The 20319-nt window shown below is 29.0% G+C and carries 17 protein-coding genes and 6 tRNA genes; 9 read left to right on the plus strand and 14 right to left on the minus strand.

Annotated elements, in window-relative coordinates; translation table 11 throughout:
- Window positions 1-17: 17 nt before the first annotated feature.
- The 9 genes from KEC37_RS02595 to murB all read right to left on the minus strand — a co-directional run bounded on the left by KEC37_RS02595 (window position 18) and on the right by murB (window position 7604).
- Window positions 18-93, minus strand: a tRNA-Thr gene (locus tag KEC37_RS02595).
- Window positions 94-126: 33 nt separating this feature from the next.
- A tRNA-Gly gene (locus KEC37_RS02600) sits at window positions 127-200 on the minus strand.
- A gap of 47 nt (window positions 201-247) precedes the next feature.
- Window positions 248-320: transfer RNA gene (locus KEC37_RS02605), tRNA-Thr, on the minus strand.
- On the minus strand, window positions 311-904 hold the full coding sequence (efp, locus tag KEC37_RS02610; protein ID WP_223139076.1) for an elongation factor P: 594 nt from the start codon (window positions 902-904) through the stop codon (window positions 311-313). The genes KEC37_RS02605 and efp overlap by 10 nt, the downstream gene beginning before the upstream one ends.
- Before the next feature lie 252 nt (window positions 905-1156).
- A complete protein-coding gene (gene lon / locus KEC37_RS02615; protein WP_223139561.1) occupies window positions 1157-3520 on the minus strand; it encodes an endopeptidase La in 2364 nt (787 codons plus the stop codon).
- A gap of 115 nt (window positions 3521-3635) precedes the next feature.
- Window positions 3636-4898 carry an ATP-dependent Clp protease ATP-binding subunit ClpX gene (gene clpX / locus KEC37_RS02620; RefSeq protein WP_223139562.1) on the minus strand — a complete coding sequence of 421 codons (1263 nt, stop codon included), beginning with the start codon at window positions 4896-4898 and terminating at the stop codon, window positions 3636-3638.
- Between the two features lie 81 nt (window positions 4899-4979).
- Window positions 4980-5600, minus strand: a complete 621-nt coding sequence (gene clpP, locus KEC37_RS02625; RefSeq protein ID WP_246778203.1) for an ATP-dependent Clp endopeptidase proteolytic subunit ClpP — start codon at window positions 5598-5600, stop codon at window positions 4980-4982.
- Between the two features lie 177 nt (window positions 5601-5777).
- A complete protein-coding gene (locus KEC37_RS02630) occupies window positions 5778-6560 on the minus strand; it encodes a biotin--[acetyl-CoA-carboxylase] ligase (protein WP_223139563.1) in 783 nt (260 codons plus the stop codon).
- 12 nt (window positions 6561-6572) lie between these two features.
- Window positions 6573-7604, minus strand: a complete 1032-nt coding sequence (gene murB, locus KEC37_RS02635; RefSeq protein WP_223139564.1) for a UDP-N-acetylmuramate dehydrogenase — start codon at window positions 7602-7604, stop codon at window positions 6573-6575.
- A gap of 317 nt (window positions 7605-7921) precedes the next feature.
- Here murB and KEC37_RS02640 point away from each other — a divergent pair, with 317 nt between their 5' ends.
- Together KEC37_RS02640 and fabA are read left to right on the plus strand one after the other, a co-directional pair.
- A complete protein-coding gene (locus KEC37_RS02640; RefSeq protein WP_246778194.1) occupies window positions 7922-9487 on the plus strand; it encodes an AAA family ATPase in 1566 nt (521 codons plus the stop codon).
- A gap of 17 nt (window positions 9488-9504) precedes the next feature.
- On the plus strand, window positions 9505-10002 hold the full coding sequence (gene fabA / locus KEC37_RS02645) for a bifunctional 3-hydroxydecanoyl-ACP dehydratase/trans-2-decenoyl-ACP isomerase (RefSeq protein ID WP_420885560.1): 498 nt from the start codon (window positions 9505-9507) through the stop codon (window positions 10000-10002).
- 10 nt (window positions 10003-10012) lie between these two features.
- Here the strand turns inward: fabA and KEC37_RS02650 are convergent.
- Together KEC37_RS02650 and KEC37_RS02655 are read right to left on the minus strand one after the other, a co-directional pair.
- Window positions 10013-10095: transfer RNA gene (locus tag KEC37_RS02650), tRNA-Leu, on the minus strand.
- 6 nt (window positions 10096-10101) lie between these two features.
- A tRNA-Cys gene (locus KEC37_RS02655) sits at window positions 10102-10172 on the minus strand.
- A 120-nt stretch (window positions 10173-10292) separates the two neighbouring features.
- On the opposite strand from KEC37_RS02655, the gene KEC37_RS02660 reads away from it, so the two are divergent.
- The 5 genes from KEC37_RS02660 to lipA all read left to right on the plus strand — a co-directional run bounded on the left by KEC37_RS02660 (window position 10293) and on the right by lipA (window position 13690).
- A tRNA-Leu gene (locus KEC37_RS02660) sits at window positions 10293-10373 on the plus strand.
- Between the two features lie 44 nt (window positions 10374-10417).
- Window positions 10418-10846: a nucleoside-diphosphate kinase gene (ndk, locus tag KEC37_RS02665; RefSeq protein ID WP_223139566.1), complete on the plus strand. Its 429-nt coding sequence runs from the start codon at window positions 10418-10420 to the stop codon at window positions 10844-10846.
- 29 nt (window positions 10847-10875) lie between these two features.
- A complete protein-coding gene (locus KEC37_RS02670; protein WP_223139567.1) occupies window positions 10876-12078 on the plus strand; it encodes a serine hydrolase in 1203 nt (400 codons plus the stop codon).
- 33 nt (window positions 12079-12111) lie between these two features.
- Entirely contained in the window at window positions 12112-12765 is a 654-nt protein-coding gene (gene lipB, locus KEC37_RS02675; protein ID WP_246778195.1) for a lipoyl(octanoyl) transferase LipB, read from the plus strand.
- Window positions 12766-12772: 7 nt separating this feature from the next.
- Complete coding sequence (lipA, locus tag KEC37_RS02680; protein ID WP_223139568.1) at window positions 12773-13690, plus strand: lipoyl synthase; 918 nt, start codon at window positions 12773-12775, stop codon at window positions 13688-13690.
- A 43-nt stretch (window positions 13691-13733) separates the two neighbouring features.
- On the opposite strand, the gene mfd is transcribed toward lipA, so the two are convergent.
- Window positions 13734-15821, minus strand: coding sequence for a transcription-repair coupling factor (gene mfd, locus KEC37_RS02685; protein ID WP_223139569.1), 2088 nt, complete (start codon window positions 15819-15821; stop codon window positions 13734-13736).
- Window positions 15822-16189: 368 nt separating this feature from the next.
- Here mfd and fabB point away from each other — a divergent pair, with 368 nt between their 5' ends.
- Complete coding sequence (fabB, locus tag KEC37_RS02690; RefSeq protein WP_223139086.1) at window positions 16190-17410, plus strand: beta-ketoacyl-ACP synthase I; 1221 nt, start codon at window positions 16190-16192, stop codon at window positions 17408-17410.
- A 12-nt stretch (window positions 17411-17422) separates the two neighbouring features.
- On the opposite strand, the gene rpoZ is transcribed toward fabB, so the two are convergent.
- Entirely contained in the window at window positions 17423-17638 is a 216-nt protein-coding gene (gene rpoZ, locus KEC37_RS02695) for a DNA-directed RNA polymerase subunit omega (RefSeq protein WP_223138594.1), read from the minus strand.
- A gap of 47 nt (window positions 17639-17685) precedes the next feature.
- Window positions 17686-18306, minus strand: a complete 621-nt coding sequence (gene gmk / locus KEC37_RS02700) for a guanylate kinase (protein ID WP_223139570.1) — start codon at window positions 18304-18306, stop codon at window positions 17686-17688.
- A gap of 339 nt (window positions 18307-18645) precedes the next feature.
- Here gmk and ybaL point away from each other — a divergent pair, with 339 nt between their 5' ends.
- Entirely contained in the window at window positions 18646-20316 is a 1671-nt protein-coding gene (ybaL, locus tag KEC37_RS02705; RefSeq protein ID WP_223138596.1) for a YbaL family putative K(+) efflux transporter, read from the plus strand.
- The last annotated feature ends 3 nt before the right edge of the window (window positions 20317-20319 follow it).

Below are 20319 nucleotides of genomic sequence, written 5' to 3' on the forward strand. Positions count from 1 at the left end.
GAAAAGTAGTATAAGGATGGTGCTGATAGACAGATTTGAACTGTCGACCTCACCCTTACCAAGGGTGTGCTCTACCAACTGAGCTATATCAGCGATATACAATAAATATAGCATATTTAATTAATATGGAGCGGACAATGGGAATCGAACCCACCTCATCAGCTTGGAAGGCTGAGGTAATACCCCTATACGATGTCCGCTTTAATCGTGGTTTTGTGTTATTAATGTACATCATATGTCGGTAGTATGCCGGTAGAAGGATTTGAACCTTCGACCTACTGATTACAAATCAGTTGCTCTACCAACTAAGCTATACCGGCTTTTTTTCCATTTCACTCTCTTTGTATCTCGAGATATATTCACCAGAACGTGTGTCTACTCTTACTATATTCCCTATATTAATAAATAAAGGTACTTTAATACGTGCGCCAGTAGATAAACAAGCTAATTTATTACCAGTATTAACTGTATCTCCTTTTAAACCCGGTTCCGTTTCGACTACTTTTAAATTAACAAAATTTGGAACATTTAATACAATAGGGTTCCCATTCCAAAAAGTTAATATATATGAATTTTGAGGTACAAGCCATCTTACATGATCCCCTACTACACTTTTAGTAACCGATACTTGTTCAAAGTTTTCATTATTAATAAAATACCATAAGTTACCATCGGTATATAAATAAGATAATTTTATCTCTACTACATCAGCTATAACTACATATTCACCCGATTTAAAATTTTTTTCAAATACTCCACCAGAAATTAATTTTCTTAAACGAACTCTATTAAAAGCTTGACCTTTACCTGGTTTAATAAATTCAGAAGTTAAAATAACACAAGGTTCACCATGATATATTATCTTAATTCCAGATCGAAATTTATTAGTTTCATACAATATCAATCTCCTTTATTATAAAAGATCGTGAATATTAATAATATGAAGCTATATCGTAATGATTATAATTTATTTTATGGATTAGTAGGAAATATACATTTCCGAATATCTTAGCAAAAACAATCTATTTTTTTATTTAATATATAATATTTTCACCTATTTTAATAGTATTGCTTTATAAAATAATAAATTATTTAAGTATCTATAAATAATAGAACATTATAAAGTCTAATATAATAGAAGAGAATACTAATCTATTTATATTTTCGATACTGTTTTTTCCTGTAATTTATCAAAAGGTGAATTTTGTAATGCTAATATTAATACTTCATCTATACGTTGAATTGGATGAATTTCAAGTTCATTAATTACAATATCTGGCATATCTTCTAAATCTCTTTTATTATCATACGGTATTAATACTTTTTTTACTCCTCCACGATGAGCAGCTAGTAATTTTTCTTTTAATCCTCCGATAGGTAATACTTGTCCACATAAAGTAATTTCACCAGTCATAGCAACATCTGATTTCACTGGATTACCAGTTAAACAAGATACTAAAGCAGTACACATTGCAATCCCAGCACTAGGACCATCTTTAGGTGTAGCACCCTCTGGAACATGTACATGAATATCACGTTTTTCATAAAAATCTGGATTGATACCTAATTTTTCAGCTCTAGCTCGCATTACAGTCAAGGCGGCTTGAATTGACTCTTGCATTACTTCACCTAATGAACCTGTATATGTAAGTTTTCCTTTTCCTGGAACACACGCAGTTTCAATAGTTAAAAGATCACCACCAACTTCAGTCCAAGCAAGACCTGTCACTTGTCCAATACGATTTTCGATGTTTTTTCTTCCAAAATCGAATCGTCGAACACCTAGAAAATCTTTTAAATTATCAGAATTAATCATTATATGCTTAATACTTTTGTCCATTAATAAAGTTTTAACAGCTTTTCTACAAAGTTTAGAAATTTCTCTTTCTAAACCTCTTACTCCTGGTTCACGAGTATAATAACGAATAATATCTAATAATGAACTATCTTCTATGATTATTTCTCCTTTTTTTATTGCATTACGTTCAAGCTGTTTAGCTAATAAATGTCTACGTGCAATATTTAATTTTTCATCTTCAGTATATCCAGATAATCGAATGACTTCCATACGATCAAGTAGAGGAGCAGGAATATTCATAGAATTTGATGTAGCAACAAACATTACATCAGATAAATCATAATCTACTTCTAAATAATGATCATTAAATGCAACATTTTGTTCTGGATCTAATACCTCTAAAAGTGCAGATGCTGGATCACCTCTCATATCTGAAGACATTTTATCAATTTCATCAAGTAGAAAAAGTGGATTTTTTACTCCTGTTTTAGATATTTTTTGTATTAATTTTCCAGGCATAGAACCAATATAAGTACGACGATGCCCTCTTATTTCTGCTTCATCACGCATTCCTCCTAAAGCCATACGTATATAGGGTCTCCCCGTTGCTCTAGCAATAGATTGTCCTAAAGAGGTTTTTCCAACACCAGGAGGTCCTACCAAACACAATATCGGTCCTCTAATTTTATTATTCCTACTTTGAACTGCTAAATATTCTAAAATACGTTCTTTTACTTTTTGTAGACCATAATGATCTTTATCTAAAATATTTTGAGCTTTAAATAAATCTTTTTTTATTTTACTACGTGCATGCCAAGGGACTAAAAGCATCCATTCAATATAACTTCTTACCACCGTTGCTTCTGCAGAGATAGGTGACATCATTTTTAATTTATTTAATTCTGCTTCAGTTTTCTCTTTAGCTTCTTGAGGCATTTTTAATTCTTTTATCTTTTTTCTTAGAATTTCATTTTCATCTGGTGTATTTTCTATTTCTCCTAATTCTTTCTGAATAGCTTTAATTTGTTCATTTAAATAATATTCTCTCTGACTTTTCTCCATTTGTTTTTTTACACGATTACGAATACGTTTTTCCAATTGTAGTAAGTCAATTTCTGATTCCATCATTGCCATTAAATATTCTAGACGTTCATTAATATTATCCATTTCTAGCACTGATTGTTTATCACTTAATTTTAAAGGCATATGAGCCGCAATAGTATCGGCTAAACGAGCAGCATCATTAATATTATTTAAGGAGGTTAATACTTCTGGTGAAATTTTTTTATTAAGTTTAATATAATTTTCAAATTGATCAATAGCCGTACGTATCAGTACTTTTTGTTCTTTATTATCCAATTTAATTGTGTTAAAATAATCTGCTTCGGCCGTAAAATGGTCGCCATTATCAGATAAGGTAATTATACGTGCTCGAGCTATACCTTCTACCAATACTTTCACAGTTCCATCTGGTAATTTTAACATCTGAAGTATAGAGGATATAGTACCTACTGAAAAAAGATCGGTCACATCAGGTTCATCAGTAGAGGCATCCTTCTGAGCTACTAACATAATCTTTTTATTACTCTCCATAGCTGCTTCAAGACATCGAATAGATTTTTCTCTACCAACAAAAAGTGGAATGACCATATGTGGATACACCACCACATCACGTAATGGTAAAACAGGGATTCCCACACATTCCGAACGATCAGTATCCATAATTTGCTCTCTTTTTATCTGTAGATAAAATTACTTTACTTAGACTAACATTTATTTAATATTCAATAATATCATATTCTTATTCAATTTTTTATATAAAATATTATCCTAATATTTATTTATTTTTATAAATAAGTAAAGGTTTCGATCTTTTCGTAATGACTGTTTCATCTATTATAATTTTTTCTATATTTGATTCATGAGAAGGTAATTCATACATCATTTCTAGTAAAATTTCCTCCATAATAGAACGTAATCCTCTTGCACCAATTTTACGTGTCATAGCTATTTTTGCTATAGCATTAAGTGCATTCTGACAGAATTCTAGCTGAATTCCTTCTAAATTAAAGAGAACTTGATATTGTTTAATAAGCGCGTTTTTAGGTTCGCACAGAACTTTAATAAGTGCTTCTTCATTTAAATCATCTAGATGAATTACTACAGGTAAACGACCAATAAATTCTGGAATAAATCCAAATTTTATCAAATCTTCAGGTATTACTTTTGAAAATAAATGCTCATTTTTAAAATTTTTTTGAGTATTTTCCTGAATAATAGCATTAAATCCCATACCATGATGAGATATAAGACGTTGACTAATAATTTTTTCTAAACCAGAAAATGCTCCACCACAAATAAATAATATTTTAGATGTATCTACATCTATACATTCTTGTTGAGGATGTTTTCTCCCTCCTTTGGGAGGTATAGATGCAATAGTACCTTCTATAATTTTTAATAAAGATTGTTGTACTCCTTCTCCAGATACATCTCTTGTAAGAGATGGATTTTCTGATTTACGAGAAATTTTATCAATTTCATCAATATAAATAATCCCTTTTTCTGCTTTTGTTGTATCAAATTTACATTTTTGAAGTAATCTTTGAATGATATTTTCTACATCTTCACCAACATAACCTGCTTCTGTTAAAGTTGTGGCATCCGTTATAACAAAAGGGATATTTAAAAAATTTGCTAAAGTTTCTGCTAATAACGTTTTACCACTTCCAGTAGAACCAATAAGTAATACGTTACTCTTTTCTATTTTAATTTCGTTATTATGAGAATATTTTAATCGTTTATAATGATTATATACAGCTACTGATAATACTTTTTTAGCTTGTTCTTGACCAATAACGTATTTATCTAAATAACATCGAATTTCGCATGGAGTTGGTAATGAATCTTTTTTATATAAGGATGTTACTTCTAATTTTTTTTCCATTTCTTTTTGAAGAACATTATTACATAAATTAATACATTCATCACAAATATATACCGATGGACCAGCGATTAATTTTTGAACTTGATTCGAATTCTTCGTACAAAAAGAACAATATAATAAATTTTTTAAAGTATCGTCATTTATATCAGTCATGAATAGAACCTCTTCTTCTAGTCATAAAAACGATCAAATAGATAGGAAGGAATAAAATATGGATTGATATATAGGATAGCATCAAAGACGTTGAGTTAAAATAGCATCGATTAAACCGTAATTAATTGCTTCCATAGGAGAAAGAAAACAATCACGTTCCACATCTCTTTCTATGATTTCCATCGGTTGATTCGTATGTTTTGCAAGTAATGTATTCATTCTATTTTTAGTTTTCAGTATTTCTTTAGCATGAATTTCAATATCGGTTGCTTGTCCATGGAATCCACCTAATGGTTGGTGAATCATTATACGTGAGTTTGGTAAACAAAAACGTTTTCCTATAGTTCCAGCCGATAAAAGTAATGCACTCATTGAAGCGGATTGTCCTAAACAATATGTATTTATAGATGATTTAATAAATTGCATTGTATCGTATATTGACATTCCTGCAGTAATAATTCCTCCTGGAGAATTAATATATAAATGAATATCTTCTTTAGGATCTTCTGATTCTAAAAATAACATTTGAGCAACAACTAAATTTGCCATATGATCTTCAATTGGTCCAGTTATAAATATAATACGTTCTTTTAATAATCTTGAATAAATATCGTAAGAACGTTCTCCATGTGAAGTACGTTCTATGACCATAGGGATTAAGTTCATATGAGGAATAATATTATTTTTATTATAATCGAACATTGTTACTCCTATTTTTAATTCTCTTGACATAAATAGAACTCTATCTATGTTATGTACATATTTAAAAATTATTTATTAAATGAGAATTTATTTTTATAATAAATTATAGCATACATATAACATGTATGTTAGTTAGAATTGATATACTCAAATATGGGAACCTTTCTTATTAAGAAATTACAGAATACGTATTGATGTTTTCTCTCCCCAATAAGAATATATTTTACCATTTATATTGAGTAATAATGCACCTTGATTATTAATACCACAATTAATTCCTGTAATTGTTTGTTTACTATCGATAATTTTAATTATTTGATAATAAAAATTATCTAAATTTTTCCATAAAGAAAAGAAGGGATAAAATCCATCTGATTCAAATCTTTTTAGTGCTTGTCGCAAAGTTGATATTAATTTTATTACTAGAAGAGTTCTATCAATAAAAATTCCTATATCTTGTAAAGCAATCCATTTTTGATTGATCATTTTTCCTTCTATAGAATTCATCATCATATTAATACCGATACCAATTATAATATGTATATTATTATTTCCTGGTCGAGTGATTTTTTCTATTAATATCCCTGCTAACTTCCGATTATTTAAATATAAATCATTAGGCCATTTTATCTTGACTCCTCTGACACCAAAATGTTGGAGTACCTCTACTACTATAATACTTACCATTATACTTAAACCTGTTGATGTAACATTTTTTTTATTTAAAGACCAATATAATGAGAAATAAATATTTTTTCCAAAAGGAGAGATCCACTGATTTCCTTGTCTACCTCTTCCATTTGTTTGATGTTCTGCAAGACAGACATCACCTATTTGTAAATCAGATAGATTTTCAAGAAGATATTGATTAGTTGAATCAATGGTTGATAAAATTAATACTCTATCATTAGATAAAAAATATCTGATTTTTTCTTTTTTTAAATATTGGGCAATTTTCATCAAAATATTAATCTATAAAATTTTATATGGATCAATTTCACCTTGAGACGCAATAAAACGTACTTCAGGTTCTAACCAAATAGAAAATTTTTCAGACACTTTATCACGTATATATTTAGCTAATAAAATTAGCTCTGTTCCAGTAGCTTTTCCATTATTAACTAATATTAATGCTTGTTTGTTATACACTTCTGCATTTCCCATTTTATATCCTTTTAATTGACACTTTTCTATCAACCATCCAGCTGATAAACGAAATTGATTATTTTTTACTGAAAAAATAGGAATATTTTTATATTTATTTTTTAATATCTTAGCAGTTTTAGCATCTACTATAGGATTTTTAAAAAAACTACCAGCATTTCCTTGGAATAAAGGATTAGGTATTTTTCTTTTACGTAATAGAAAGATTCTATTTAATATTTGACGAGGTGTTACACGATTTACATTAAAATGTGTTAATCCATTGTAATGTATAATAGGCTTCCATATTTTATCAATTCGAAGATTTACGGCTATAATTGCATAATTATTACGATAAGAATGTTTAAAAATACTCTCTCTATAATCAAAACAACATTCGAATTTATTTAATCTATACTTTTTACCATTATCTAATTGTAATATATCCACATATTCACAAAATTGACAAAATTCAACACCATATGCTCCTATATTTTGTATAGGAGCAGTACCAACATATCCTGGTATAAATGCTAAATTTTCTAAACCTGGCATATTTTGATTAATACTAAAATTAACTAATCTATTCCATATTTCACCAGAATGAATATATAAATACCATGCATCTTTACTTTCTTTAATTGTAATCCCTCGTATACGATTAAGTAATATAGTACCCATATAATTTTCTAAAAATAGAACATTACTTCCACCTCCAAGAATTAAAATAGGTTGATTATCCAGTATTGTTGCTTGTCTCCAAGCTTTTAATAAATCTTCTTCAGTTAATGCTACTACAATACGTTTTGCAAATACATTCATTCTAAAAGTATTTAAACTTTTTATTGCTACACTATTCATTAATTGATAAAATAAATTTTTAATAAAAAAATAAAGAATAACTAGAAACAGATCACTTTGAATATAAATAATATTCTTTGAGAATATATTGTTTTATTCAAATTTAAAAATAATATTTTTTCGACTTATTGAATTAATAGATTTTATTGAAAAACAAAAAATTAGATTGGCAAGATTTAATCCCAAAATTAAATAAATTCTCAAAAATATTTGAGAAAACCCATCTATTATCAACAAATTGTTGTTCTTTTACTTCAATTCAACCTCGATTAGTTAATGCATTAAATTCTTTCTATCGATGTAAATCTTCAAGATTTATGTTAATATTAGCACAGGAATATGAAGAATATTTTGAATATATTTTTAATGTTCTTAAAAAAATTAATCCCAATTTATTTACTCCTGTTAAAGAGAGTTTAGAAAATAATATTTTAGAATATAAAAATTCTTTAATAAAAACACCTTGTGTTTGGCAAGATTGGGTAGAATATGAACAATTATTTGGAATTTTAGATAAAAAATCGAAATTAATAGATATTAAACCTGGACTAATTCATCTCGCTAATGGCGGTTTATTAATATTAGGTGCCCGTACATTAATTAAACAATTGAATTTATGGAATCGATTAAAACAAATAATCAAACAAGAACGTTTTGAATGGTTATCTCAAGATATAAAATCTTCTTTATCCATTTTTATTTCCTCTATCCCTTTAGATGTTCAATTAATTATTATTGGAAATCATGAAAACATTTCTATTCTTAATGATATAGATCCTGATATTATGAAACTATCAAAATATGGAGAATTTGAATCAGAAATTACCATTAATAATACTAAAGAAATGTTAAAATGGTGTAATTGGGTAAATTTTATAAAAGTTTATACGAATTTACCAGATATTCATCATCAAGCTTGGCCTGAATTAATACGACAAGCAGTAAGATATAGTGGAGATAAATTTCAGCTACCTCTTTGTCCTAAATGGTTAGGATGTTGTATGAAAGAAGCTTCTCTATATCTTAATAACGAAAAAATAACCGCTTATTCTTTTTTTAAAAGTAATCAAAATAAAACATGGAGAGAAAATTATCTTAATCAACAAATACAAAAAGAGATTATAAACGGACAAAAAATTATAGAAACACAAGGAAAAAAAATTGGTCAAGTTAATGCTTTATCAATTATAAATTATTCTAGTCATCCATTATTATTATGTGAACCTTTTCGTATTAGTTGTGTAGTATATTCTTCAGGAGAAGGTAATATTCATGATATAGAACGTAAGTCAGAATTAGGTGGAAATATTCATACAAAAGGTATTTTAATTATAAAAGCATTTTTAATGCATATATTACAGTTTGAAGATCAATTTCCTTTTTCAGCATCAATTGTTTTTGAGCAATCTTATAATGAAATAGACGGAGATAGTGCTTCTTTAGCAGAATTATTAGTACTAATTAGTGCTATTGCAAATCAACCCATAGATCAACAAATTGCTATTACTGGTTCTATTGATCAATTTGGAAATGTACAACCTATTGGATCTATAAATGAAAAAATAGAGGGATTTTTTTTCTTATGTCAAGCTAGAGGACTCACTAAAAATCAAGGAGTAATTATTCCAAATGCTAATATACGACATTTATGTTTAAAAGAGGCCGTTATTCAAGCCATTAAAAACAAAAAATTTTCTATTTGGTCAGTTAATACTGTATATGAAGCATTAGAAATTGTTTTTAAAATACCTTTTTTTCATAAAGAATTACCTAATCTTCTTACTTATATACGTCAAAGAATTTGGGAAATTGACTATAAACGTAAAAATATATCTTGGTACTACCGTATATTAAAAAGATTAGTATATAGTAGATTGTTTTAATTTTGGTTAATAATATAATGAATAAAAATTACTTATATTCTAAAGAAGATTTACTTTTATCTAGTCGAGGAGAATTATTTGGAAAGGGAGGACCTCAACTACCTGCTCCTAATATGTTAATGATGGATAGAGTAGTCAGAATGACGGAACAAGGAGGAAATTATAATCAAGGATTTATAGAAGCAGAGCTCGATATTAAACCAGATATGTGGTTTTTTCATTGTCATTTTATTGATGATCCAGTCATGCCAGGTTGTTTAGGTTTAGATGCTATGTGGCAATTAGTTGGATTTTACTTAGGATGGATTGGAGAAAAAGGAAAAGGGAGAGCACTTGGTGTTGGAGAAGTAAAATTTATTGGACAAGTTTTACCTAATTCTAAAAAAATTACTTATTTTATTCATTGTCGTCGTATAATAAGTCGCAAATTTATTATAGGTACTGCAGATGGAGAAGTATTTTGTGATGGTAAAATAATTTATATTGCTAATAATTTAAAAGTTGGATTAATTTAAAATAAAAAAATACCCGGGGCGAGATTTGAACTCGCACAGCCTAAGGCCCAGGGATTTTAAGTCCCTTGTGTCTACCAATTCCACCACCCGGGCAAAATCAGGCGTGTCTCGGAATTGAACCGAGATAGACGGATTTGCAATCCGTAGCATTACCATTCTGCCAACACGCCATATTTACTTTTTATATTATAATAAATTTATATTAAAAAAATAAATAAAATTTTTAAAAATATGATACAATAATTTAAATATTATATCAACGAAATATTATTATTATTTATTTATTATATACCGAAGTGGCGAAATAGGTAGACGCAGTTAACTCAAAATTAACCGTTTTTAACATGCCGGTTCGAATCCGGCCTTCGGTATTTTAGAAAATAAAATTGAAAATAATAGAATAGGTAATTAATAAATGATAGAACATACTCTTTGTATAATAAAACCTAATGCTATAAAAAAAAACATTCTTGGGAAGATTATAAATCGTTTTGAATTAGCTAATCTTAGTATTATTAGTATGAAAATGTTAAAATTATATAGAGAACAAGCAGTAGGTTTTTATTTTGAACATAAAAATAAATCATTTTTTAATATGTTAATTGATTTTATGATTTCTGGTCCAATTTTAGTCTTCATTTTAGAGGGTAAGGATGCTATTGAGAACACTCGAAGTCTCATAGGTACAACTGATCCAAGGCATGCTAAAATTGGGACTATTCGTTCAGATTATGGTGATAATTTAACCGAAAATACAATACATAGTTCGGTTTCAAAAGAAGAAGCTAATCGTGAAATTGCTTATTTTTTTACTGCAAATGAAATTTATAGTCATATCCTATAAAGTATTTACTACAAATTTCATATTTTAATATGATCATATATTTATTACAAATAAAAAAATTAATATTTTATATAATTTTTATTCTATTTTATATTAATTATTGTAATGCTTTTGATTTAAATAATATTAGTAATCCTACTGTACCTAAAATACATGCAAATACTTATATTTTGATAGATTTTCATTCTAATAAAGTACTTGCAGAAATGAATGCCGATGTTCAACATTATCCAGCTAGCTTAGTGAAGATAATGACAAGTTATATTATTGGTCAAGCTATAGAATCTGGAAGAATTAGTACTGAAGATATAGTTTTAATAGAAGAAGAGGCTTGGGCAATTCATAATCCAATACTAAAAGGATCTTCTCTCATGTTTTTAAAACATGGAGATTTAGTATCTGTAGATCAATTGAATAAAGGTATTATTTTACAATCAGGTAATGATGCTTGTATAGCAATAGCTAATTATATTGCTGGAAATCAAAATATATTTGTTAATATGATGAATGAATATGCTAAAGTTTTAAATTTAAAAAATACATTTTTTAAAAATGTACATGGTCTTGATTCTCCAGGTCAATTTAGTTCTGCTCGTGATATGGCCTTACTTGGAAGAGCACTAATTAAAGATTTACCTAATCAATATGCAATATATAAAGAAAAAGAATTTACGTATAATCGTATACGACAGATTAATCGTAATAGATTATTATGGGATAATAATATAAATGTTGATGGAATTAAAACAGGTCATACAAATTTATCGGGTTATAATCTTGTAGCTTCTGCTACTAAAGAAGAAATGCGCTTAATTTCTGTTATATTAGGTAGCTCCTCATTAAAAGAATGTGAAAATGATACTAAAAATTTATTAAAATGGGGATTTCGTTCATTTAAAACATTAATGCCAATAGAATCTGATAAAGAAATCACTTCTCAACCAGTATGGTTTGGTGATGTAAAAAAAGTAAAATTAGGTTCGGATAAAAATATTCATTTTACAATACCACATTATCGCATAAAAGATTTTAATATCCAATATTCTTTAGAAGAAAAAAAATTATGTGCTCCCTTAAAAAAATATCAAAAAGTAGGTATCATATCTCTTTGTTTAAATGAAGAAGTAATAGAAAAGTATCCACTTGTAGTATTAAATGAAATAAAATTTGGAAGTTTTATGAGTCGTTTTTTAGATTATATACTCTACTTTCTATATAACTGGTTAAATTAATTAGATTAATTTTATGATTTAAAGAGAGATACGATGGGATGGATGCTATCTATGAATAATTTTAACGATCCTATTATTCGTCAACTTGGCTTAATATCTTATACAAAAGTTTTATCCATGATGCATCAATTTACTCATTTTCGTAAAAATGTAAAAATGAAAGATGAAATCTGGTTGGTTCAACATCCACCAGTATTTACTCAAGGTAAATCTAGTAAAAAAAATATACCATCTGATATAATCGGAATCCCTTGTATAAAAACTGATAGGGGTGGACAAATTACTTATCATGGACCAGGACAACAGATTCTATATTTTATGTTAGATTTACGATACAGAAAAATTAATCTATCTACACTAGTAAGATTGTTAGAAACAATAGCTATTCATACTTTACATCATTTTCGTATTCCTGGATATAGATGTTCAGGTCTACCTGGAGTATATATTAATAAAAAAAAAATTTGTTCTATAGGCTTACGTATAAAATATGGTTGTTCACTACATGGATTATCTATAAATATTAGTATGGATATAACACCATTTCTATATATTAATCCATGTGGAACTAATATGTTTGTAACACAAATGAGTCATTTTATTCCGCATATTAGTATAGATGAAGTCTTACCTATATTAATTTCTAATTGTATATCGCTTCTTAGAGAAGAATCTAATAATAAATAAAAAAACAATGATAGCGAATATTCCAGAAAAAAAAATAGCATCTGTTTCCTTATATAAGAAAAAAATTGTAAAAATTCCTAAACCTGCTTGGATTAAAGTGAAATCTAATACAGACTCTAAAGAAGTAAAAAAAATAAAAAAAATATTACGTAAAAATCAATTGTTTTCAGTATGTGAAGAAGCATCTTGTCCAAATTTATCCGAATGTTTTCATAGAGGAACAGCTACCTTTATGATTTTAGGTGATATATGTACGCGTCGCTGTCCATTTTGCGATGTTTCTCATGGTAGACCGAACGCTCCTGATATACAGGAACCTAAAAGACTAGCACAAGCTATACTAGATATGAATTTACACTATGTGGTTATCACTTCAGTCGATCGTGATGATTTACATGACGGTGGTGCACAACATTTTGTGACATGTATTAATACCATTCGTCTAAAAAATCCTAATATTCATATTGAAATTTTAGTACCAGATTTTAGGGGTTGTATGGAAAAAGCTATATCTATTATTAATTCTGCTCCTCCCAATATATTTAATCATAACTTAGAAAATGTATCTCGTCTCTATAAAATAATGCGTCCTGGAGCTAATTACAATCGATCATTAAAATTACTCAAATTATTTAAAGAATCTAATCCAAGATTACCTACTAAATCTGGATTAATGGTAGGTTTAGGTGAAACAAATGAAGAAATCATTGAAGCAATGCAAGATTTGCGTTCACATGGAGTCACTATGTTAACTATTGGTCAATACTTACAACCTAGTATTCATCACTTACCTGTTAAGAGATATGTAAGTCCATTAGAATTTAATAGTTTAAAATTAAAAGCAATGCAAATGGGATTTACACATGCTTCTTGTGGTCCATTTGTACGATCTTCCTATCTTGCTTCTGACTTAATCAAAAAATAGAAAAGGATATTTTTTAATAGCAATACTTCTTTTTTTATCTTCTTTAAGCAAGGTATCTTAATAATTGTTCTATATAGTGTATTTTATGGGAAGAATCTTCCGTATCATAACAGAATTTGAGTTGTTGTGTGACGGGATTGAATTGATACTTAGATGGATTACTTTGTATTAAACGTACTAAATTTGATAAATTAACATAATTTTTTATAGAAAATTCAATAATTCCCCATTGATTTTTACCTATACCTTTAGCAAGAATATGTTTGATTCCTAAAGAATTTGCTTTTTTCTTAATTAAGGTAATATTAAATAAGTCGTTAACTATATCAGGTAATTTTCCAAAATGTTGAATCAGGTCTTTTTTTATTGCTTCAATTTCCTCCATATCATTTGCGTTAGAAATTTTTTTATATATTTGAAGTCTCATACTAACATCGGAAATATAATCATTAGGAATAAGAAATGGAATATTTAATTCTATTGTATTGTCAATAGTCTCCATGAAATTGAAGAGGTTATTTGAACTAGATTCTAAAGTATTAATAGCATTTTTTAATAAATCCATATATAAAGATAAACCAATAGTATTGATTTGTCCACTTTGTTCTTTTCCTAAAAAATCCCCTGCTCCTCGTATTTCTAAATCGTAAGTAGAGAGTGTAAAACCAGATCCAAGTTTTTCTAGAGAAGAAAGAGCTTTTAATCTTTCACTAGCTTCTCTATCAAGTTTTTTTGAAGGGGTTTTTAGAAAGTAAGCATAACCTTGACGATTAGAACGCCCTACTCTACCACGCAATTGATAAAGTTGTGCTAAACCAAACCGATCCGCATTATCAATTATAATGGTATTAACATTAGTAATATGAATCCCTGTTTCAATAATAGTTGTACATACCAGTACAGTAAATTTCTTATGATGAAAATCTACCATAATTTTTTCTAGATCTTTTTCACACATTTGACCATGACCAATGGCAACTCTTAACCCTGGGATTAATTCTTGTAAAAAAATCTTAGTTTTTTCTATATTTCTAACATTATTACATACATAATATATTTGACCTTCTCGTTTTAATTCATATAATATTGCTTTTTTTATAGTATTAATATTATATTCTTCAATAATTGTTTTTACTGCTAATCTTTGTGCAGGTGGAGTTGCAATAATAGATAAATCTCTTAATCCATAAATTGCCATATTTAAAGTACGGGGTATTGGTGTAGCAGTTAATACAAGTACATCTATTCCAACATATAGAGATTGTATTTTTTCTTTTTGACTCACACCGAAACGGTGTTCCTCATCAATAATTAATAAACCTAGATTAAACCATTTAATATCTTGTAAAATAATGTGAGTACCTATCAAAATATCGATTTCGCCATTAGCAACCTTCTTTATTATTTTTTTTCGTTCTTTTAACGAACGAAATCTAGAAAGCATTTCTACTCTTATATTCCACTTAGCGAAACGATGAGAGAACTCATCAAAATGTTGATGAGCTAATAATGTAGTAGGTACTAAGATTGCTACTTGTCTTTTATTGTCTATAGCTAAGAAAGTGGCACGTATTGCTATTTCAGTTTTACCAAATCCAACGTCTCCACATATTAATCTATCCATTAAAACTGGTTGACACATATCATGTAGTACTGCATTAATAGCTTGCATTTGATCGCTTGTTAAATCAAAAGGATAATCTTCACAAAAAATACGATAATTGACCGGATTTAATCGAAAAGCTAATTTCTTTTGTATAGCACGTTTAGAATAAGTTGCTAATATTTCAACTGCTATATCTTTAATTTTTTTAAATATTGTTTTTCGTATACGAGACCAATTATCATTTCCTAATTTATTTAGTGGAATAGTGTTTCCATTTATGCCGATATAACGGCTAACTAAATTTAAAGAGGAAACTGGTACATATAATTTACTATCTTCAGCATAGATTAAGGTTAGATATTCTGATTTTATACCATTTGTTTCCAAAATAGTAGTTCCAGCATAACGACCAATACCATGTTCTATATGAACAATAGGATCCCCTTTCCGAAGGCTATCTAAATTATGAATTTTATTATTTTTAGAGAAATCTGTTATTCTTTTTTTGAAAAGAGGTATACTCATATTAAAATTATAAATTTTACTATCTATTTTTATGCATGCTATGTGAGGATAACTTCATCCTAATCCCTTATAAACAAGGATTCTTTGAATTTTGAAATATAAATTTTTAGTATAGGTTTTGATTTAATATAATTATATTAAATCATTCGAAATATTCATTTCTATTTTTAGAATAGACGGACTATATTATAGCATTCTATATTTATTTTATAATAATAAAAAATATTGGAAATAAGTAAATAATAATTTACTTTTATTACATTTTTTTAATATAACATTATAAACTAATAGTAAACTCTTTAATAAAGAATTTAGAATTCTATCTATTAAATAATCAAATCATTTAATTGTTAAAGGAGAGGAGATAAATGAAACGTGCTGTAATTACCGGTATAGGAATTATATCGAGTATCGGTAACAATCAGGAAGAAGTGATAACCTCTCTTAAACAAGGACGCTCTGGAATAACTTTTTCTGACGAGCTAAAAAATTCAGGAATGCGTAGTCATGTATGGGGTAATATTAAATTTAACTTAAATAATTTGATAGATAGAAAAATTTCAAGATTTATGAGTGATGCATCTATTTATGCATATCTTTCTATGAAACAAGCAATTATTGATTCAGCTCTTACCCCTGATATGATATCTAATGATCGAACCGGTCTTATTGTGGGTTCTGGTGGTGGATCACCAAGGAACCAAGTAGCTGGTTGTGATCGTATGCGTTCTAGAGGTCTAAGAGGGGTAGGTCCATATATGGTAACTAAAGCTATGGCATCTGGTGTTTCAGCTTGTTTAGCAACGTCATTTAAAATTCGTGGTCTTAGCTATTCGGTTAGTTCTGCTTGTTCTACTTCTGCACATTGTATTGGAAATGCTTTAGAAATTGTTCAAATTGGAAAACAAGATATTATTTTTGCTGGTGGTGGAGAAGAAATAGGTTGGGAAATGGCATGCGAATTTGATGCAATGGGTGCTCTTTCTACTCATTATAATCACACACCAGAAAAAGCATCCCGTACTTATGATATTAACAGAGATGGATTTGTTATTGCTGGGGGAGGAGGTATTATCGTAGTAGAGGAACTAGAACATGCTATAAGACGCGGAGCACATATTTATGGTGAAATTATTGGATATGGTGCTACATCAGATGGGATGGATATGGTAGCTCCTTCTGGAGAAGGAGCCGTACGTTGCATGAAAATGGCATTGAAAGAGGTTCATAGAAAAATAGATTATATAAATGTTCATGGAACATCTACACAGATTGGCGATTTGAAAGAACTATGGGCCATTAAGAAAACTTTTGGGGATATTCATCATCCCCCGTTTTCTTCCACAAAATCAATCAGTGGACATTCATTAGGTGCGGCGGGTGTACATGAAGTTATATTTACTTTATTAATGATGGAAAATAATTTTATAGCACCTAGTATTAATATTGAAGAATTAGATCCACAAGCCATAGATATGAATATTATTCAAAAAACAACACGAAGCCAATTATATACTGTAATGAGCAATAGTTTCGGATTTGGAGGTACTAATGTTACTATTATACTACAAAAATATCCTTTTGAATAATCAAGATTATTACTACTTCTTATTCTTCTCTTCTTGTATTAGAAGAGAATTTATTAATCCTTGTTCAATTTCACGTAACGCAATGACGGTGTATTTATCATTGTCTTGTGGCACTAAAGGATCTTTTCCTTGTATTTGTATCTGACGAGCTCTTCGTGCCGCAATTAATACTAAATCAAAACGATTTCCAATCTTTTCAACAGCATCTTGTACAGTTACACGTGCCATACATATTCTTTCCTTCTCTTATTCTTCTCTTTGTTGATTAGATAGATCTAACTTAAAAATTTTGCTATTAATGAACGATAACGTATACTTTGACATTTTATACGCAAACGCTCAGCGTATATAATACTTTTCAGTTCGAATAATGCCGTGTTAAATTCATCATTAATAATGAGATAATCATAATCTACAACATGTATAATTTCTGTCACAACTTGTGCCATACGCCATTCTATATTTTCTCTACTATCCTGTGCTCGATTACTTAAGCGTTTTTTTAATTCTTCTTTGGAGGGAGGTAAGATAAAAATACTACACACATTAGAAATTTTATCTCTTACTTGTTTTGCGCCTTGCCAATCAATATCAAGAAATACATCTACTCCTTTTTGTAACATTTTATGAATTCCTCTATATGAAGTCCCGTAATAATGTCCAAAAACTCTAGCATATTCTAAGAATGCATTTTCATCTATCATTTTTTCGAACTCTTTAATAGAGACAAATTCATAATGTATACCTTGTACTTCTCCAGGACGAATAGCTCGAGTAGTATGAGAAACAGATAATTGCGTATTACATACTACATGACTATTCAGTAAGGCTTGTATTAAGCTCGATTTTCCTGCTCCACTAGGAGCAGAAATAATATATAGTCTACTTGTTACCATAAAAATATAAATAATTTTTATCTAGTTATTATTATTGAACTAACAGACAGACACAGACCATTACAGTAAATATTTTATAAGCAACGAATGATTATCATTATAAAAATATATTGGAGAATGTCATAATATAAAAAATATATCAAATGCGGTATTTTTTTAATATTTATAAGTAGTATCTTATACGTAATTCTATACTTATAATTTAGCATAAAAATTTATGCCTTTCTATCATTTATTTTTAATAAAATATACAGATATATTTTCATTATTATCTAAAACAATGTACTGTATTGTATAAAATTATAAATAAAATCAATATATTACCAATAAGGAGTTTGGATGCATCATGCTATGCCACTCATAAATACTATTGTTGGAGGATTAGTTTTAGCTTTTTTATTAGGAATGTTAGCTAATCATTTCCGTATCTCACCATTAGTCGGATATTTAACTGCTGGAGTATTAGTTGGACCTTTTACTCCTGGATTTGTTGCAGATACCTCTTTAGCACCTGAATTGGCAGAATTAGGAGTCATCCTTCTTATGTTTGGAGTAGGACTCCATTTTTCATTAAAAGACTTAATGGCAGTCAAACATATAGCAATACCAGGAGCTATAGCCCAGATTGGAGTAGCAACTTTTCTAGGTATGATATTTTCTTATATGATGAATTGGTCAACAATTAACGGACTAGTATTTGGATTATGTCTTTCTACGGCTAGTACTGTTGTACTATTACGTGCTTTAGAAGATAGACAATTAATTGATAGTCGACGGGGACAAATTGCCATTGGGTGGTTAATAGTGGAAGATTTAGTGATGGTATTAACTCTAGTTTTACTACCTGCTTTTGGAGATATGTTAGATAGTAATAACAAAGGAATAGATAATACTCAATTATGGAGAGAACTCGCTTTCACTGTTGGAAAGGTTGTGGCTTTTATTACTTTGATGATTGTGGTAGGAAGACGTTTGGTGCCTTGGGTATTAGCAAAGAGCGCCAGTACGGGTTCTAGAGAATTATTTACACTTTCTGTTTTAGCTCTAGCACTAGGAATTGCCTTCGGTGCAGTAGAATTTTTTGATGTTTCTTTTGCATTAGGTGCTTTTTTTGCAGGGGTAGTATTAAATGAATCCGAATTAAGTCATCGTGCTGCACACGATACTTTGCCTCTAAGGGATGCATTTGCAGTATTATTTTTTGTTTCTGTAGGAATGTTATTTAATCCAACTATTTTATTACGTGAACCGCTTGCCGTTCTTGCTACGTTAGCAATTATTTTATTCGGAAAATCGGCTGCAGCTTTTGGATTAGTAAGATTATTTGGTTTATCAAAACGTACCTCATTAACTATTGCGGTTAGTTTAGCACAAATTGGTGAATTTGCTTTTATTCTAGCTGGATTAAGTATCTCACTGAATATGTTATCGGAGCAAGGACATCATCTGGTTTTGGCTGGAGCAATTCTCTCTATTATGATTCATCCACTAATGTTTGCATTATTAGAACGATTTTTAATCGCGTATAATCCAGAAAACAATAATAGTAGCATGCAAGAAGACGATGCTCAGCAGCTTCCACAAGATCTTTGTCATCACGTATTATTAGTAGGTTATGGTAGAGTCGGAAGTTTAGTCGGAGAACAACTCTTACTTGCAGGTTTACCTATGGTAGTAGTAGAAAATAATCGTGCTAGGGTGGATATGTTGCGTGAACAGAGTATCAATGTGGTTTTAGGCAATGCTGCTAGAGTAGAGATTATGGAATTAGCGCGATTAGATCGCGCGCGTTGGTTACTTTTAACGATTCCTAATGGATTCGAATCCGGTGAGATTGTAACACTAGCTAGAGAAAAAAATCCTGATTTAAAAATTATTGCGCGTGCACACTATGATGATGAAGTTGAGTATATTACGGAAAGGGGAGCCAATCAAGTAGTCATGGGTGAACGTGAGATTGCCAATAGTATGATAGCACTACTTCAGATAGAAACCCAAAATCATCTATAATTT

This window comes from Candidatus Schneideria nysicola (assembly GCF_019923565.1).
GTDB lineage: Bacteria > Pseudomonadota > Gammaproteobacteria > Enterobacterales > Enterobacteriaceae > Schneideria > Schneideria nysicola.

What these genes read in the sequence shown, in the direction of transcription:
- KEC37_RS02630 (WP_223139563.1), bottom strand. Translation starts at nt 6,560, where the DNA reads ATGAAAATTGCCCAATATTTAAAAAAAGAAAAAATCAGATATTTTTTA.
- KEC37_RS02640 (WP_246778194.1), top strand. Translation starts at nt 7,922, where the DNA reads ATGTTAATATTAGCACAGGAATATGAAGAATATTTTGAATATATTTTT.
- KEC37_RS02670 (WP_223139567.1), top strand. Translation starts at nt 10,876, where the DNA reads ATGATCATATATTTATTACAAATAAAAAAATTAATATTTTATATAATT.
- clpP (WP_246778203.1), bottom strand. Translation starts at nt 5,600, where the DNA reads ATGTTCGATTATAATAAAAATAATATTATTCCTCATATGAACTTAATC.
- ybaL (WP_223138596.1), top strand. Translation starts at nt 18,646, where the DNA reads ATGCATCATGCTATGCCACTCATAAATACTATTGTTGGAGGATTAGTT.
- lon (WP_223139561.1), bottom strand. Translation starts at nt 3,520, where the DNA reads ATGGATACTGATCGTTCGGAATGTGTGGGAATCCCTGTTTTACCATTA.
- murB (WP_223139564.1), bottom strand. Translation starts at nt 7,604, where the DNA reads ATGAATAGTGTAGCAATAAAAAGTTTAAATACTTTTAGAATGAATGTA.
- clpX (WP_223139562.1), bottom strand. Translation starts at nt 4,898, where the DNA reads ATGACTGATATAAATGACGATACTTTAAAAAATTTATTATATTGTTCT.
- fabB (WP_223139086.1), top strand. Translation starts at nt 16,190, where the DNA reads ATGAAACGTGCTGTAATTACCGGTATAGGAATTATATCGAGTATCGGT.
- fabA (WP_420885560.1), top strand. Translation starts at nt 9,505, where the DNA reads ATGAATAAAAATTACTTATATTCTAAAGAAGATTTACTTTTATCTAGT.
- lipA (WP_223139568.1), top strand. Translation starts at nt 12,773, where the DNA reads ATGATAGCGAATATTCCAGAAAAAAAAATAGCATCTGTTTCCTTATAT.
- gmk (WP_223139570.1), bottom strand. Translation starts at nt 18,306, where the DNA reads ATGGTAACAAGTAGACTATATATTATTTCTGCTCCTAGTGGAGCAGGA.
- rpoZ (WP_223138594.1), bottom strand. Translation starts at nt 17,638, where the DNA reads ATGGCACGTGTAACTGTACAAGATGCTGTTGAAAAGATTGGAAATCGT.
- lipB (WP_246778195.1), top strand. Translation starts at nt 12,112, where the DNA reads ATGGGATGGATGCTATCTATGAATAATTTTAACGATCCTATTATTCGT.
- ndk (WP_223139566.1), top strand. Translation starts at nt 10,418, where the DNA reads ATGATAGAACATACTCTTTGTATAATAAAACCTAATGCTATAAAAAAA.
- mfd (WP_223139569.1), bottom strand. Translation starts at nt 15,821, where the DNA reads ATGAGTATACCTCTTTTCAAAAAAAGAATAACAGATTTCTCTAAAAAT.